The organism is Dickeya zeae NCPPB 2538 (assembly GCF_000406165.1).
Taxonomy (GTDB): domain Bacteria; phylum Pseudomonadota; class Gammaproteobacteria; order Enterobacterales; family Enterobacteriaceae; genus Dickeya; species Dickeya zeae.
Map to the genome: position 1 here is coordinate 4,505,076 of NZ_CM001977.1, position 15,885 is coordinate 4,520,960.

A 15,885-nucleotide genomic window follows, 5' to 3' on the forward strand; every position below is an offset into this window, starting at 1 on the left:
TACTGGCGATGATGATGCTCCTAAGCCTGACGGCGCGGGCCGTAACACTCGATGAGTTGCAGCAACGCTTTAGTAGCCAGCCGGTAGTGCGTGCTGATTTTACCCAGCTACGGCAAATCAGCGGCATGGCGCAGCCGCTGAAATCGAGCGGCGCGATGCTGATTGCCCGCCAGAAAGGGCTGTGGTGGCATCAGGCCACGCCTTTTGCGATGACGCTGGTGTTAGATGACCAACGCATGGTGCAGGTGATGAATGGCCAGCCGCCTCAAATTATCACCGCAGAAAGTCAGCCTCAGATGTTCCAGTTCAACCACCTGTTACGGGCGCTGTTTCAGGCTGACCGTCAGGTGCTGGAGCAAAACTTCAAGATCGATTTTAGCGATCTTGGCCAACAGCGCTGGCGTCTGGTGTTGACCCCGAAAGTGTCTCCGCTCGATAAGCTATTTAATGCTATTACCCTGAACGGACAAGCCTTTCTCGATGAGATAGTGATCAACGATCGTCAAGGGGATATGACCCGCATTGTGCTGAGCAATCAGCGTATTACCCCTCAGGCGTTAAGTGATGACGAGCAAAAACGATTCGTTTTCTGACTGGCATCGCCGTGCGGCGATAGCCTGGGGCGTCATTATCATCGCGTTGTTGCTGGCGCTGACGTTGCTATGGCCGCAGGCAAGAATTAACAGCAGCGTACTGGCCCTGCTGCCGGGGCAGTCGATGGGTAAGGCACCGCCTGCGCTTCAGCAAGGGTTTATGCAACGTCTTGATCAGCAAATGGTATGGCTGGTAACAGCGGGTGAGCAGGCGAATCCGGCGGTGGCCGAACGTTGGTTACAGCAATTACGTTCGTTGCCTGAATTCAAACAGGTCAATGGACCGGTCGACGCGCAGCAGCAACAGGCGTGGGGACGCTTTGCGTTTGAGCATCGCAACGGGTTGATCGATAACGCTACCCGCCAGCGGTTGCAGCGGGGCGGTGATGCTCAGGCTGACTGGGTGCTATCGCAGCTGTATTCCGCTTTTGCCGGTGTCAGCAGCCTGGAGCTGACGCACGACCCGTTGTTGCTGGTGAGAGGGTCGCAACTGGCGTTGCAACAGCAGGCCAGCCAGATGATGTTGGCGCAGGGGTGGCTGACGGTCAAAGATAAGGACGGGCGTACCTGGTATTTCCTGCATGGCGAACTGGCGGGCGGCAGTGCGTTTGATATGACGGCCGGGCACCAACTGGTGGAAAAACTGGACCGGTTGCAGGGCGAGCTGCGCGCGGCGTTTCCACAGTCACAGGTGTTGACCCGCAGTACGTTGTTATTCAGCGATTACGCCAGCCAGCAGGCCCGACACGATGTCTCCACACTGGGTAGCGCCACTGTCGCAGGGGTGTTGCTGCTGGTATTTTTCGCGTTCCGCTCAGTCAGGCCGTTAGTGTTATGTGCGTTGTCGGTATCGATAGGCGCGCTGGTCGGCACCGTCTGCACGTTGCTGCTGTTTGGCGAAATCCATGTGATGACGCTGGTGATGAGCCTCAGCATCGTGGGTATTTCTGCCGATTACACCCTGTACTACCTGACCGAGCGTATGGTGCATGGCGGTGCGGTATCGCCGCTCGATAGCCTGAGAAAGGTCTTGCCAGCATTGCTGCTGGCGTTGGGTACCACGGTCGTGGCCTATCTGATTATTGTACTGGCGCCGTTTCCCGGCTTGCGGCAGTTATCGGTGTTTGCTGCCGCAGGACTGACCGCATCATGCCTGACGGTGATGGTCTGGTATCCCTTTTTGGTACGCGGCTTGCCGGTGCGCCCGATACCGGCGATGGTGCTGATGGGTCGATGGCTGGCGGCCTGGCGTCGTAATGCATGGGTGCGTCGGGGGATTCCGCTCTTGGTTGTGGTCGTTGGTGTGATTGGGGTGTGGCGTATTGATGTGAATGACGATATCACACAGCTGCAATCGCTGCCGCCGTCGCTGGTACAACAGGAGCGCCAAATCAGCGCGCTGACCGGGCAACAGGCCGACCAGACCTGGTTTATGGTGTATGGCGACTCGCCGGAACAGACGCTACAGCGGCTGGCACAACTGGCACCCGCTCTGGATGTGGCACAGCAGCACCATGATTTCGCGTCTTATCGTCTGTTGCCGCTCAATGCACTACAGCGCCAGCAACAGGATACGCAGCTGATCGCCGCTGCAGCACCGGTGGTGATGGCCCGCCTGCGTGAGGCTGGCGTCAGTCTGGGTGAACCGGATATTCGCCCGATGACGGTAACGCCGCAAGACTGGCTTAACAGTCCACTCAGCGAAGGCTGGCGGTTGTTGTGGCTGACGTTGCCAAATGGCGTTAGCGGCGTATTGGTGCCGGTGAACGGCGTAAAAGACAGTAGCAGACTGGAAGCCTTGTCGCAGGATATACCGGGGGTGGTGTGGATCGATCGTAAAGGCACATTTGATCAGTTATTTGGCCTGTATCGTATGATCCTTGGCGCATTGCTGGCGGTTGCTGTTGGTGTGATCGCGTTGAGCTATGTGCTGCGACTGGGAATACGTCGCGGTTTGCTGAGTGTGGTGCCGTCGGTGTTGTCGTTGTTGGGGAGTGTGGCGGTGCTATCGCTCAGCGGACATCCCTTCAATCTGTTTTCGCTGTTGGCGTTGGTGCTGGTATTGGGTATCGGCATCAATTACACGCTGTTCTTTGGTAATCCGCGCGCTACACCGATGACATCGTTGCTGGCAGTCACGCTGGCGATGTGCACCACCTTATTGACGCTGGGTATGCTGGTGTTCAGCAGTACTCAGGCCATCAGTAGTTTTGGCATTGTGTTGTGTGCCGGTATTTTTATTGCTTTTTTACTGGCGCCGCTGGCGTTGCCGGATTCAAAAGGGAAACGAAAATGAGAGTATCTGCCAGGCTGATCCTGATGGCGGTGGTGATGGTGTTACTGAGCGCCTGTGCCGGTAAGCCGTCCGATCCCCGACCTCAGGCATGGCTTAAACCCGGCGTTAAAGTCACGCTTCCCGCACCGGGTATCTCGCCGACGGTGGAACAACAACAACTGTTGACGGGCACGTATAAAGGAAAACAACAGTCTTTACTGGTGCTGTTGCATGCTGATCAACGTCAGTTGTCACTGGCGGGCCTGTCATCGCTGGGGATTCGTTTGTTCCGCATCACCTATGACGCCACTGGCGTGCATACCGAGCAGTCGCTGGTACTGCCCGAATTACCGCCCGCCAGCCAGGTGCTGGCAGATATCATGCTCAGTCACTGGCCATTGTCGGCCTGGCAGCAACAGTTGCCGACTGGCTGGACGTTAAAAGACGACGGCGATACGCGCCAGCTGCGTGATAACCACGGCGATTTGGTCGTCGAGATTCGTTATCAGCAGCGTAATAACCAGCGGGAGCCCGTCAGTGTGAAACACCTCGCCTTCGGCTACCACATCGTTATTCAATATTTGGATGGTTAGTATGATTTATATCCATTCTGTGGGTTTGCTCAATGCACTGGGTGATGATGCCGATGATATCGTCGGCAATCTGATGGCGGGGCGTGCACCGGGAATGCGGCCTGACGATCGCTGGTTGTTGCAGGGCAAAACTTGCTGGACGGGGAATGTGCTGGCGACGCTCCCGACGGTACCGCCGTCTCTTGCCGTACATAACAGCCGCAACAATCAGCTACTGCTGGCCGCGCTGGAGCAGATTCGCCCACAGGTCGATGAGGCTATTGCGCTATTTGGCGCCGATCGCGTGGCGATTATCATGGGTACCAGTACCTCTGGGTTGGATGAGGCCGATCGTTTTGTCAGCGATGGGTTGCCCACCTACCACTATGCGCAGCAGGAACTGGGCGACCCTTCACGTTTTCTGGCGGCTTATCTGGGAACCACCGGTCCGGCGTATACCCTTTCTACCGCCTGCTCATCGAGTGTGCGGGCGATTATCAGTGGAAAACGGCTGATTGAGGCTGGTCTGGCGGATGTGGCGATAGTGGGCGGCGCGGATACGCTTAGCCGCATGCCGGTTAATGGTTTTGATAGTCTGGAGTCGCTGTCGGCCCGTCGTTGCACCCCTTTTAGCCGCCAGCGTGACGGCATCTCGATTGGTGAAGGGGCGGCGTTGATGGTCATCGGTCGGGAACCGGCGGCGGTTGCAGTGTTGGGGATCGGTGAATCGTCCGATGCCCATCACATGTCTGCGCCACACCCGGAAGGTGCCGGGGCGAAACGTGCCATTATCATGGCATTGGAGCAGGCGGGATTGGCGCCGCACGAACTGGGGTACATCAACCTGCATGGAACGGCGACGCGGCTTAATGATCAAATCGAGTCTGCGGTGATCCACCAGATTTTCGGCGAAACGGTGCCGTGCAGTTCAACCAAGCATCTGACCGGGCATATGTTGGGTGCCGCAGGGATTGGTGAAGCCGCGTTATGCTGGCTATTACTGACGCGTGATTTGCCGTTGCCACCACAGGATTTTTCAGACTGTGAGCCGGATGACACACTGCCAGCCTGTGGTTTGCTTACGGCACCGGCACCATTGATGCGGCCGGTGATCCTGTCTAACTCTTTTGCGTTCGGGGGCAATAACGCCTGCCTGATTCTGGGGAAAACCGAGGAGTGACTCTCGAATGAGTGACTATCAGAGTGGCTATCATAGCGCCGACTATTATTCGCCCCACCACTATTTACCTCATCACGCTCCTATGGTCATGGTGGATGAAGTGGTACGGGTTGATCAGAACAGTGCCTGTTGCCGGGTTCGGGTTAGCCGCGACGGCGCACTGGGGCCGTTTCTGAATGCCGAAGGGAATTTGCCTGCCTGGTTTGGCATTGAAATTATCGCCCAGACGGTGGGGGTGTGGGCGGGTTGGCATCATCGCCAGCATCAGGATGAAAAACCCCGGCCAGGTATGTTGCTGGGGGGGCGCGGTTACCGCAGCCAGCAGGATGCTTTTCCAGCGGGCACTCTGCTGGAAGTCAACGTCACGCTGTTAATGCGTGATGATAAGATCGGCAGCTTTGATGGCGACATTCTCATTGCAGGTGACGTCTTCGCATCAGGCAGGGTAAACACCTATCAGCCAGATGAGACTGAATTACAACGATTATTAGAGCAGGGAAACGATTGATGACGCGTTCGGTATTAGTCACGGGGGCCAGCAAGGGGATTGGCCGCGCTATTGCGTTGCGACTGGCGCAGGATGGTTTTCTGGTCGTCGTGCATTATCACAGCGACCGAAACGGCGCCGAAGAGACAGTGGAACAACTGATCCGGTTGGGGGGGCAAGGCCGCTGCATGCAGTTCGATATCGCCGATCGGGAACAGTGTCGTGTGGCGATCGAATCCGATATTGAGCAACACGGTGCCTACTATGGCGTGGTCAGTAATGCCGGTATTACTCGTGATGGCGCGTTTCCGGCGCTGGATGGACCGGCGTGGGACAGCGTGATTCATACCAATCTGGATAGTTTTTACAACGTTATCCACCCCTGCGTTATGCCAATGATTGGTCTGCGCCAGGGGGGACGAATTATTACGCTGTCTTCGGTTTCCGGCATGATGGGTAACCGTGGCCAGGTGAATTACAGTGCCGCCAAAGCCGGGATCATCGGCGCGACGAAAGCGTTGGCGATAGAACTGGCGAAACGGAAGATCACCGTGAACTGCATCGCGCCAGGGTTAATTGAAACCGGTATGACGCAACTGGAACCCCTTGTGATTGATGAAGCGCTGAAAATCATCCCGATGAAGCGAATGGGGCAGGTTGAAGAAGTGGCCGGGCTGGCGAGTTATTTGATGTCTGACATTGCTGGGTATGTGACCCGTCAGGTGATTTCAATCAATGGAGGCATGCTGTGATGCGTCGTGTGGTTGTGACAGGGATGGGCGGGGTCACCGCGTTTGGCGACAACTGGGAGCAGGTCGCCAGTGGATTGCTTGCCGGTCGCAATGCCGTGCGCAAGATGCCGGAATGGCAGGTTTATGACGGTCTTAACACCTTGCTGGGTGCGCCGGTGGAAGACTTTCGACTGCCAGAGCACTATACCCGCAAGCGAATCCGCTCAATGGGGCGGGTTTCGCTGATGGCGACCCGTGCGACGGAACTGGCGCTGGAGCAGGCGGGCCTGCTGGGTAATCCGGTACTCACCAATGGTGAAACCGGCATTGCCTACGGTTCATCTACCGGCAGCACCGGCCCGGTCAGTGAATTCGCCACCATGCTGACGGAAAAGCATACCAACAATATTACCGGCACCACCTATGTGCAGATGATGCCGCATACAACAGCCGTTAATGCCGGGCTGTTTTTTGGTTTGCGTGGCCGCGTTATTCCCACCTCCAGCGCCTGTACATCGGGCAGTCAGGCGATAGGTTATGCCTGGGAAGCAATCCGACATGGTTATCAGACCGTGATGGTGGCAGGGGGGGCTGAGGAGCTGTGTCCATCAGAGGCGGCGGTTTTCGATACGTTGTTTGCCACCAGTCAGCGTAATGATGCGCCGGAAACGACGCCTGCGCCTTTTGACGCCGCTCGCGATGGTTTGGTCATCGGTGAAGGTGCTGGAACGCTGATTCTGGAAGAACTGGAACATGCACAGGCACGTGGTGCCACCATCTACGCCGAGCTGGTCGGTTTTTACACTAACTGTGATGCGGCCCATATTACTCAACCGCAACGAGAAACGATGCAGGTCTGTATTGAAGGGGCGTTGCGGGTGGCGGGATTAACACCTGCCGATATCGGGTATATCAACGCCCATGGCACCGCGACCGATCGCGGTGATGTCGCGGAAAGTCAGGCAACAGCGGCGATTTTTGGTGATACGACGCCGATTTCCTCGCTAAAGAGCTATTTCGGACACACGCTAGGCGCGTGTGGCTCGCTGGAAGCCTGGATGTCGATTGAGATGATGCGCGCGGGATGGTTCGCCCCGACCTTGAATCTACGCCAACCCGCTGAGGACTGCGGCGTGCTGGATTACATTATCGGTGAGCCCCGGCAACTTGACGTGGAATACATCCAATCCAATAACTTTGCCTTTGGCGGTATCAATACGTCGTTGATTTTCCGGCGCTGGCCGTCATAACCCGCTATTACAAGAAAATCACGAAGAATAAGGCTCCCATCGGGAGCCTTATTGACATCATGCCTCGGTAAGGTGTGCGTTTTATTTCCACACCACCCGATTGCGGCCTGCGTTTTTCGCTTCGTACAGGGCGTCATCGGCCCGCTTCATATCGCTTTCGAAATTATCTTTCAGGTTTTGAACATGGCGGTGCTTGATAAAGGTGGCACCGATACTGATAGTAAAATGGAAAGAATAACCGTCGACGGTGAACAGGGTATTTTCCACCTCGGTACGGATGCCATTCATAATGGCATCCACATTATCGGGATTGGCGTGGTGCATAATCAGGCCGAATTCTTCGCCGCCCAGCCGGGCAACAAAGTCATCGGTACGCAGTTTACTGGTAATGATCTCCGCCAGGCGACAAATAGCCACGTCACCGACGTGGTGACCGTACTGATCGTTAACCTTTTTGAAGAAGTCGATATCGATAATTGCCAGCGCGGTATTTTTCTCGTGATTACGGTAGCACTTCTCTGCTTCCAGAATGTAGGCGCGGCGGTTGTGGATACCGGTCAGCGGGTCTGTATTCGCCATTTCCAGCAGTTTGGCTTCCAGCTCTTCTCTGGCGCGTTGGGTCTCAAGCGCGTAGAACAGTGACCCCAGTGTATCCACGAACGGGCTGAGGAAGCGTAATTGCTGTTCATTGTAGCCGTCAAAGCGGTTACCCAGTCCGATCATGCCGACTACTTCATTACGAAAATAAATGGGTAAACCCATAAATTGACGCAGGATGGGATGGCCTTTCGGCACGCCGCGTGAGGCGGAGTGCGCGCGCGGTGTATTGGTAATCACCGGTTTGCCGGTGGTTACCACATGCCCGAACAGGTTATCCAGGCTGGTGAACTGCAATTTGTTTTGCAGGAACGTGTTATAAGAATTTTTGCTGTCGCCGTTCCAACTGACATTGGAAATCGCGACGATGTGCAGCACTTTCTTATTCTCATGCTCTCTGACCTGGCCGATGAAACCAAACTCTGACGCCGAAATAGAGAGCAGGTCGTCAAAGATGGACATGCAGGCTTCCTGAATATCGGTTTTTTCCAGAAAGATCTTTTGCGCGCGGTTAATCAATTCCAGCAGGCGTTTATCCGCCTCTTCCTGCAATTCTTTGTTTTTCTTTTCCGTGATATCACGATGGGTACCGGCAACCCGAATCGGTTTGCCTTTTTCATTGTGTTCCACCACCTTGCCGTAGGTTTCAATCCATACCCAATCGCCCTTACTATGGCGCATCCGGTATTGTTCATTAATTAGCGTAGCCTGGCCGGTGGCGCAGGCTTCTGCCGCAAGGACCATTTTTTCCCGATCCAGTGGATGCATTAATTGCTGCCAGTGGTCTAGTGAGGAGTCGAACTGGTCTTGTGTAATCCCCATCATTTCACACCATTGTTTATTAACGCGAATGGTGTGCCGTCCTAAATCCCAGTCCCAGGTGCCCAGGCTGGATGACTCCAGCACCAGTCGCATCTGGTTATTGGTATCCACCAGCAGTTTTTGCAGGTATTTCTGGTGGGAATTATCGATCAGCAATGCCTGTACATGACTCAGCCTGCCGCTTTGGTGGTAACTGGCGGTGGAAAGCTGTCGAATCCACAAGGTTTTTCCCATGGGCGATAAAAAGCGGTATTCACATTCCAGATTCGCCACCCCTTTTTTGTGGTTATCCAGTGCAAACAACATATTCTCGTAATCATCAGGGTGGACATAGCTTTCCATCATTGCGCAGTGGTGGCGGATTTCTTCCTGGTTGACACCCAGCACATGCTGCGCGTTGGGCGAGATATAGGAAATGTGCAGCATATTGTCCTGTTGCCAGTTGATGAGCACCACGGATGAGTTATTCAGTAGTCGGATTTCCTGCTCCCGATGCAGCCGTTCATTTTGCAGCTTAAACAGAGATTCGGTGGTGCTGGCAACGAAGGCCGCGGTCTCGCGCGTCGCCTCGTCAAGGATGCGCGGCTGATAGTCAATGGCGGCCAGCGAGCCGACCACAACCTCATCGAGCACCAGAGGAACGCCAAAGTAGCTGCGGATATGCGGGGCTCCGGTAACCAATGGGTGTTTGCAAAACAGGCTATTGGTCAGGGTATCAGGCACAAACAAGGTGGCGGCGCTGGAAATCACCGTGTTGCAAAACGCCAGATCCCGGTCGGTGCATTCAATATTGATACCTTCGCTGAAAATCAGCCACTGCTTCTCCAGATCGATAATCGAAATAAAGGCCGCGGGAAAATTCAGTATTCGTGCAAATAAAATGACCTGGTTTTGAAACGATTGCCGTAAGTGTAAGTCGAGCAAATGGTACTCATTGATTTTCGCGACGCGCTGCTCGTCGGCGTTATATTTTTTCATTGTCACTGTTCCTGTAAATATAAATAAAATCAGTGCATTGTTTCCTGGTGCCAGAACAGAAAAACGCGACTATTAGGTTCGGTGATAAAAGAATGAAAACATCCTGTAGGGGAGCGGGATCCTGACGTGAGAGCGTGTTTTTTCAGTTACATATCTGAGTATAGAACAGGTTTTTTTATCGCCAGTGGGATCGGTACCGGGAAGAAACAAAAATCAGGCGATGACATAAATCGGTGACACTGACGACGTAAACTGAGAACGGATGACACAACGATTATGCGTATCACACGCGGCGTTCCGTTCTTGTTTATGACACCGCTTCATTTTCTTCTGTTTTCGGGGAATGTTGGAAAAAGAGTGAGTGAGGGTATCGTAATAAACGCGCTGATGTGTAATTTTTCTTTAATTATCAATGTGTATTAATGTTCTGCCGACCTGCTTTTATTGAGCGCTACCCCCGTATGATTCGCTGAATCCGACTCGTCTGTCACATAACTGTCATATTGCGTACATTTTACTGTCACTGAATTGACCTATTTTCTCCACCAGCAAACTACACTCTGATTAAACAATAGCTCCGGGTCTACACGTTTAGGCATCCCACAGGAGGGATTATGAAACTCATGCGTACCACTATTGCCAGTATTGTTGCAGCAAGTTTTTCTCTGACGGCGATTTCTGCGTTTGCCGCAGCAAATATTACCGGTGCTGGTGGCACTTTCCCTGCCCCGGTTTACACGAAGTGGGCTGACTCTTACGAGAAAGAAACCGGTAACAAAGTTAACTATCAGGGTATCGGTTCTTCCGGTGGCGTAAAACAGATTCTGGCTAAAACCGTTGATTTCGGTGCGTCAGATGCCCCGCTGGAAGATGCCAAACTGACCCAGGAAGGTTTGATTCAGTTCCCGACCGTTATCGGCGGTGTGGTTCTGGCGGTGAACCTGCCGGGCGTGAAATCCGGTGAACTGACGCTGGACGGTAAAACGCTGGGCGACATCTACCTGGGCAAGATCAAAAAATGGAATGACGAAGCTATCGCCAAACTGAACCCGGGCGTGAAACTGCCGGATCAGGATATCGCTGTGGTACGTCGTGCCGACGGTTCTGGTACGTCCTACGTGTTCACCAGCTATCTGGCGAAAGTGAACAGCGAGTGGAAAGAGAAGATTGGTGCGGGCAATACCGTTAACTGGCCGACCGGTCTGGGTGGTAAAGGTAACGACGGTATCGCTGCGTTTGTTCAGCGTCTGCCGGGGTCTATCGGCTACGTTGAGTACGCTTACGCCAAACAGAATAACCTGACCTACACCAAACTGATTTCTGCTGATGGCAAAGCGGTCACCCCGACGGAAGTGTCTTTCAGCAACGCGGCTAAAGGCGCTGACTGGAGCAAGTCTTTTGCTCAGGATCTGACTAACCAGAAAGGCGACAACGCGTGGCCGATTACGACCACCACGTTCATCCTGATGTACAAGAAGCAGGATAAACCTGAGCAGGGCAAAGAAGTGCTGAAGTTCTTTGACTGGGCTTACAACAAAGGTGGCGCACAGGCGAAAGCACTGGACTACGCTACCCTGCCGAATGAAGTGGTTGCGCAAATTCGCGCTGCCTGGAAAAGCCAGGTGAAAGATGGCAGTGATAAAGCGCTGTATTAATTTGCGCTTGGCAGGATCGGTTGTGTGAGTACCGAGAGGTGGATAAACCGGAAACGGGGTATCCACCTCTGACATTGGTTGGGGGCTCCCCCAATTATCGCAAAGACGTAGTTATCTGAAAGAAGAGAGACGTATGGCTGAGCAAAAGCCAACTATTACACCTCCGGGAAAACAGGGCGACATACTGTTCGGGGCGCTGGTCAGACTGGCGGCCCTGTTGACGTTGCTGCTGCTGGGCGGAATTATCGTTTCCCTGATTTTTGCCTCATGGCCAAGCATCAAAACGTTTGGTTTCTCCTTTCTGTGGACCAAAGAGTGGGATGCGCCCGCTGGACAATTTGGCGCGCTGGTACCGATTTACGGCACCATCGTGACCTCGCTGATCGCGCTGATTATCGCCATCCCCATCAGTTTCGGTATCGCATTGTTCCTGACAGAACTGGCGCCAGGCTGGCTGAAACGTCCGCTGGGTGTGGCTATCGAATTGCTGGCCGCTATCCCCAGTATTGTGTACGGCATGTGGGGGTTGTTCGTGTTCGCCCCGCTGTTCGCTAAATATTTCCAACAGCCGGTGGGCAGCGTGTTATCGAGTATCCCACTGGTTGGCACGTTGTTTTCCGGTCCGGCGTTCGGTATCGGTATTCTGGCCGCTGGGGTGATTCTGGCTATCATGATAATCCCTTACATCGCGGCGGTGATGCGCGATGTGTTCGAGCAAACGCCGGTGATGATGAAAGAGTCGGCGTACGGCATCGGTTGTACCACCTGGGAAGTTATCTGGCACATCGTGTTGCCGTTCACCAAAAACGGCGTGATTGGCGGCGTGATGCTGGGGCTGGGTCGTGCGTTGGGCGAAACCATGGCGGTGACGTTTATCATCGGCAACACGTACCAGTTTGATAGTTTCTCGCTTTATATGCCGGGCAACAGTATCACCTCTGCGCTGGCTAACGAATTTGCCGAAGCGGATACCGGGCTGCATACCGCCGCGTTGATGGAGCTGGGCCTGATCCTGTTTGTGATTACGTTTATCGTGCTGGCCTGTTCGAAGCTGATGATCATGCGTCTGGCTAAAAACGAAGGAGCACGCTAATGGCAAGCATTGGTATTGAAAACCGTTCTGACACGATGGAAACCCGCCGTAAGATGCAGGCCTGGCGTCGCCAGAAAAACCGCGTCGCGCTGTTTCTGTCGATGCTGACCATGGCGTTTGGCTTGTTCTGGCTGGTGTGGATTCTGATGTCCACCGTGACTAAAGGCATTGACGGCATGTCGCTGTCGCTGTTTACCGAAATGACGCCGCCGCCGAATACGGCGGGTGGTGGTCTGGCCAACGCGATTGTCGGCAGTGGGCTGTTAATTCTGTGGTCAACCCTGTTTGGCACGCCGCTGGGGATTCTGGCGGGCGTCTACCTGGCAGAGTACGGCCGCAAGTCGCTGATCGCGGAAGTGATTCGCTTTATTAACGACATCCTGCTGTCGGCACCGTCGATAGTGGTGGGGCTGTTCGTCTACACGCTGGTCGTGGCCAAAATGGAACACTTCTCCGGCTGGGCGGGGGTGATTGCGCTGGCGCTTTTGCAGGTGCCTATCGTTATCCGTACCACGGAAAACATGCTGAAACTGGTGCCGGATAGTCTGCGTGAAGCGGCTTACGCACTGGGGACGCCGAAATGGAAGATGATTTCGGCCATTACCCTGAAAGCGTCGGTATCCGGCATCATCACCGGGGTGTTGCTGGCGGTAGCGCGTATCGCCGGGGAAACCGCACCGCTGCTGTTTACCTCGCTGTCGAACCAGTTCTGGAGCACAGATCTGATGCAGCCGATCGCCAACCTGCCGGTCACCATCTTTAAATTTGCGATGAGTCCGTTTAAAGAGTGGCAAGGGCTGGCGTGGGCCGGGGTATTGCTGATTACCTTGTGTGTGCTGGTGCTGAACATTCTTGCGCGTGTACTGTTCGCCAAAAAATCGCATTAACAGCGCGCTAAAAAACAGATTAATAACGCAACATTAAATGTATATCCGGGCGTCGCACAGGCGGCGTTCGCCAGAAGAGAGAAGTCTTGATGAGTATGGTCACAGAGACATCCGCCAGCAAAATCCAGGTGCGCAATCTGAACTTCTATTATGGAAAATTTCATGCGCTGAAAAACATCACGCTGGATATTGCCAAAAATCAGGTGACGGCGTTTATCGGGCCGTCGGGGTGCGGTAAGTCTACCTTGCTGCGTACCCTGAATAAAATGTATCAGCTCTATCCTGAGCAGCGTGCCGAAGGCGATATTCTGCTGGATGGCAACAATATTCTGACCGATAGCCAGGATATCGCGTTGCTGCGCGCCAAGGTGGGGATGGTGTTCCAGAAGCCGACGCCGTTTCCGATGTCTATTTACGACAATATTGCCTTTGGGGTGAAGCTGTTTGAAAAGCTGTCGCGTGCAGAGATGGACGAGCGTGTTCAGTGGGCGCTGACCAAAGCGGCACTGTGGCAGGAAACCAAGGATAAGTTGCACCAGAGCGGTTACAGCTTGTCCGGCGGTCAACAACAGCGTTTGTGTATCGCCCGCGGCATCGCCATTCGTCCTGACGTTTTGCTGCTGGATGAACCCTGTTCGGCGCTGGATCCGATCTCTACCGGCCGCATCGAAGAGCTGATTTCTGAATTAAAGAAAGACTATACCGTGGTGATCGTGACGCATAACATGCAACAGGCAGCGCGTTGTTCCGACCATACGGCGTTTATGTATCTGGGCGAGCTGATTGAGTTCAGTGATACCGATACTCTGTTTACCGCGCCACGGCAGAAACAGACCGAAGATTACATCACCGGTCGTTACGGTTGATTACGGGAGTATCATGGACAATCTCAATCTAAACAAACATATTTCCGGTCAGTTTAATGCCGAGCTGGAAAGCATCCGCACCCAGGTAATGACCATGGGCGGGCTGGTGGAACAGCAACTGACCGACGCCATCACTGCGATGCATAACCGCGACGCGGAACTGGCGCAGCGCGTCATTGAAGGTGACTCTAAAGTCAACATGATGGAAGTGGCTATCGACGAGGCGTGCGTGCGTATCATCGCCAAGCGCCAGCCGACGGCCAGTGACTTGCGTCTGGTCATGGCGATCATCAAGACGATTTCCGAGCTGGAGCGTATCGGCGACGTGGCGGATAAAATCTGCCGCACCGCGCTGGAGAAGTTCTCTCATCAGCATCAGCCGCTGTTGGTGAGCCTGGAGTCGCTGGGTAACCACACTGTGCAGATGCTGCACGATGTGCTGGACGCGTTTGCCCGTATGGATCTGGATGAAGCCAAACGCATCTACATGGAAGATAAGAAGGTGGATAAAGAGTACGAAGGCATTGTGCGTCAGTTAATGACCCACATGATGGAAGACTCCCGCACCATTCCCAGCGTTTTGACCGCCTTGTTCTGCGCCCGTTCCATCGAGCGTATCGGTGACCGTTGCCAGAACATTTGCGAGTTCATTTTCTACTTCGTCAAAGGCCAGGATTTTCGTCATCTGGGTGGCGACGCACTGGAAAAAATGCTGGCACAGAAAGATGCCGACAAATCGGAAACGCAGCAACCGGAATAAGCCCGGCTGGTTTCCTGATGTAGACACAACGCCCCGTTTTCGGGGCGTTGTCATAAGTAACGTGGTTCAGCGTTGCTGTCAGCGGGGGGCCACGGAGCGGATATAACATAAGTTCATATTATGGGTGTTTATATTATTTCCGGCGCGCTGTAGCCGCTGTTAGCCTGCATTTATTGAATTAACAAGTGGTTATCCACTCATCATTCTTTATAAATAACGGCTACAGGCGGATAAAAAATGAAAAAACCTCTTTTGGCATTTTCTCTTCTGGCGGGTTTGGTTTCTCTGGCCGGTAACGCGCAGGCTGACAAGCTGGATGACATCCAGAAAGCCGGTGTCGTGAAAGTCGCGGTATTCGACAGCAATCCACCGTTTGGTTATGTCGACCCGCAGAGTAAAAAACTGGTGGGTTACGATGTCGACGTCGCACAAGCCATCGGTAACGCGCTCGGCGTCAAGGTGGAATTGCGTGCCACCAACCCGGCTAACCGTATTCCGTTGCTGACCTCGAAAAAAGTCGACCTGATCGCCGCCAACTTCACCATCACCGATGAGCGCGCTAAACAAGTCAATTTCAGTGTGCCCTACTTTGCGACCGGGCAGAAATTCATCGCCCGCAAAGGCGTGTTGAAAACGCCGGATGACCTTAAAAACCTGCGCATTGGTGCGGATAAAGGCACCGTGCAGGAAATCACCCTGCGTGAACATTACCCGACGGCAAAAGTAATTTCCTACGACGATACCCCGCTGGCATTCGCCGCCCTGCGTAACGGCAACGTGCAGGCCATCACCCAGGATGACGCCAAACTGGTTGGTCTGCTGGGTAACCTGGCACCGGCGCAGAAAGCCGACTTTGAAATTTCTCCGTTTAGCATCACCAAAGAGTATCAAGGTATCGGCCTGCCGAAGGGGGAAGATCGTCTGACGCAGAAAGTGAACGATATCCTGCTGAATCTGGAAAAACAGGGCGACGCTGTGAAGATTTATAACCGTTGGTTTGGGCCGCAAACACCGTCTGCCCAGCCGCGCGGTGACTTCAAGATTGCACCGCTGGAACAACAGCCCAAGGCTTAAGTTCGTGATGACATTAAGCTCGAGGTAACCGCCTGCGCTGTTCGGTGGTAGTTTCCCTGATTTCT

At 54.0% G+C, this 15,885-nt stretch carries 14 protein-coding genes; 13 read left to right on the forward strand and 1 reads right to left on the reverse strand.

Annotation, left to right across the window (positions count from 1 at the left end):
- Window positions 1-8 precede the first annotated feature (8 nt).
- From DZE2538_RS19780 to DZE2538_RS19810, 7 genes are read left to right on the forward strand one after another with little or no spacing between them, the layout of a single operon-like run.
- The gene (locus tag DZE2538_RS19780; RefSeq protein ID WP_373565222.1) at window positions 9-593 is read left to right on the forward strand and encodes a LolA family protein; all 585 of its coding nucleotides are present in this window, start codon (window positions 9-11) and stop codon (window positions 591-593) included.
- Complete coding sequence (locus DZE2538_RS19785) at window positions 565-2,889, forward strand: MMPL family transporter (RefSeq protein WP_038917054.1); 2,325 nt, start codon at window positions 565-567, stop codon at window positions 2,887-2,889. The genes DZE2538_RS19780 and DZE2538_RS19785 overlap by 29 nt, the downstream gene beginning before the upstream one ends.
- Window positions 2,886-3,461, forward strand: a complete 576-nt coding sequence (locus DZE2538_RS19790; RefSeq protein WP_023641126.1) for a DUF3261 domain-containing protein — start codon at window positions 2,886-2,888, stop codon at window positions 3,459-3,461. The genes DZE2538_RS19785 and DZE2538_RS19790 overlap by 4 nt, the downstream gene beginning before the upstream one ends.
- A gap of 1 nt (window position 3,462) precedes the next feature.
- Window positions 3,463-4,620 carry a beta-ketoacyl-[acyl-carrier-protein] synthase family protein gene (locus tag DZE2538_RS19795; protein WP_038917055.1) on the forward strand — a complete coding sequence of 386 codons (1,158 nt, stop codon included), beginning with the start codon at window positions 3,463-3,465 and terminating at the stop codon, window positions 4,618-4,620.
- Window positions 4,621-4,627: 7 nt separating this feature from the next.
- Window positions 4,628-5,128, forward strand: a complete 501-nt coding sequence (locus DZE2538_RS19800) for an ApeP family dehydratase (protein ID WP_038914928.1) — start codon at window positions 4,628-4,630, stop codon at window positions 5,126-5,128.
- A complete protein-coding gene (locus DZE2538_RS19805) occupies window positions 5,128-5,859 on the forward strand; it encodes a 3-ketoacyl-ACP reductase FabG2 (RefSeq protein ID WP_038917056.1) in 732 nt (243 codons plus the stop codon). The genes DZE2538_RS19800 and DZE2538_RS19805 overlap by 1 nt, the downstream gene beginning before the upstream one ends.
- Window positions 5,859-7,088 (forward strand): beta-ketoacyl-ACP synthase, encoded by a 1,230-nt coding sequence (locus DZE2538_RS19810; RefSeq protein WP_038917057.1) that lies wholly within the window; start codon window positions 5,859-5,861, stop codon window positions 7,086-7,088. The genes DZE2538_RS19805 and DZE2538_RS19810 overlap by 1 nt, the downstream gene beginning before the upstream one ends.
- Window positions 7,089-7,169: 81 nt before the next feature.
- On the opposite strand, the gene DZE2538_RS19815 is transcribed toward DZE2538_RS19810, so the two are convergent.
- A complete protein-coding gene (locus DZE2538_RS19815; RefSeq protein WP_038917058.1) occupies window positions 7,170-9,485 on the reverse strand; it encodes a sensor domain-containing diguanylate cyclase in 2,316 nt (771 codons plus the stop codon).
- 614 nt (window positions 9,486-10,099) lie between these two features.
- On the opposite strand from DZE2538_RS19815, the gene pstS reads away from it, so the two are divergent.
- The 6 genes from pstS (at window position 10,100) to DZE2538_RS19845 (ending at window position 15,820) form a co-directional block, all read left to right on the forward strand.
- Entirely contained in the window at window positions 10,100-11,140 is a 1,041-nt protein-coding gene (gene pstS / locus DZE2538_RS19820) for a phosphate ABC transporter substrate-binding protein PstS (protein ID WP_019844269.1), read from the forward strand.
- Between the two features lie 133 nt (window positions 11,141-11,273).
- A complete protein-coding gene (pstC, locus tag DZE2538_RS19825; protein WP_019844268.1) occupies window positions 11,274-12,233 on the forward strand; it encodes a phosphate ABC transporter permease PstC in 960 nt (319 codons plus the stop codon).
- Window positions 12,233-13,120 carry a phosphate ABC transporter permease PstA gene (gene pstA / locus DZE2538_RS19830; protein WP_016941644.1) on the forward strand — a complete coding sequence of 296 codons (888 nt, stop codon included), beginning with the start codon at window positions 12,233-12,235 and terminating at the stop codon, window positions 13,118-13,120. Before pstC ends, pstA begins: the two co-directional genes overlap by 1 nt.
- Before the next feature lie 89 nt (window positions 13,121-13,209).
- Complete coding sequence (pstB, locus tag DZE2538_RS19835; RefSeq protein WP_012886779.1) at window positions 13,210-13,986, forward strand: phosphate ABC transporter ATP-binding protein PstB; 777 nt, start codon at window positions 13,210-13,212, stop codon at window positions 13,984-13,986.
- 13 nt (window positions 13,987-13,999) lie between these two features.
- On the forward strand, window positions 14,000-14,746 hold the full coding sequence (phoU, locus tag DZE2538_RS19840; protein WP_023641131.1) for a phosphate signaling complex protein PhoU: 747 nt from the start codon (window positions 14,000-14,002) through the stop codon (window positions 14,744-14,746).
- 237 nt (window positions 14,747-14,983) lie between these two features.
- Window positions 14,984-15,820, forward strand: coding sequence for an ABC transporter substrate-binding protein (locus DZE2538_RS19845; protein WP_012886781.1), 837 nt, complete (start codon window positions 14,984-14,986; stop codon window positions 15,818-15,820).
- Window positions 15,821-15,885 lie beyond the last annotated feature (65 nt).

Coding starts and splice junctions, on each gene's coding strand:
- DZE2538_RS19780 (WP_373565222.1), top strand. CDS start 9: ATGATGATGCTCCTAAGCCTGACGGCGCGGGCCGTAACACTCGATGAG.
- DZE2538_RS19785 (WP_038917054.1), top strand. CDS start 565: ATGACGAGCAAAAACGATTCGTTTTCTGACTGGCATCGCCGTGCGGCG.
- DZE2538_RS19790 (WP_023641126.1), top strand. CDS start 2,886: ATGAGAGTATCTGCCAGGCTGATCCTGATGGCGGTGGTGATGGTGTTA.
- DZE2538_RS19795 (WP_038917055.1), top strand. CDS start 3,463: ATGATTTATATCCATTCTGTGGGTTTGCTCAATGCACTGGGTGATGAT.
- DZE2538_RS19800 (WP_038914928.1), top strand. CDS start 4,628: ATGAGTGACTATCAGAGTGGCTATCATAGCGCCGACTATTATTCGCCC.
- DZE2538_RS19805 (WP_038917056.1), top strand. CDS start 5,128: ATGACGCGTTCGGTATTAGTCACGGGGGCCAGCAAGGGGATTGGCCGC.
- DZE2538_RS19810 (WP_038917057.1), top strand. CDS start 5,859: ATGCGTCGTGTGGTTGTGACAGGGATGGGCGGGGTCACCGCGTTTGGC.
- DZE2538_RS19815 (WP_038917058.1), bottom strand. CDS start 9,485: ATGAAAAAATATAACGCCGACGAGCAGCGCGTCGCGAAAATCAATGAG.
- pstS (WP_019844269.1), top strand. CDS start 10,100: ATGAAACTCATGCGTACCACTATTGCCAGTATTGTTGCAGCAAGTTTT.
- pstC (WP_019844268.1), top strand. CDS start 11,274: ATGGCTGAGCAAAAGCCAACTATTACACCTCCGGGAAAACAGGGCGAC.
- pstA (WP_016941644.1), top strand. CDS start 12,233: ATGGCAAGCATTGGTATTGAAAACCGTTCTGACACGATGGAAACCCGC.
- pstB (WP_012886779.1), top strand. CDS start 13,210: ATGAGTATGGTCACAGAGACATCCGCCAGCAAAATCCAGGTGCGCAAT.
- phoU (WP_023641131.1), top strand. CDS start 14,000: ATGGACAATCTCAATCTAAACAAACATATTTCCGGTCAGTTTAATGCC.
- DZE2538_RS19845 (WP_012886781.1), top strand. CDS start 14,984: ATGAAAAAACCTCTTTTGGCATTTTCTCTTCTGGCGGGTTTGGTTTCT.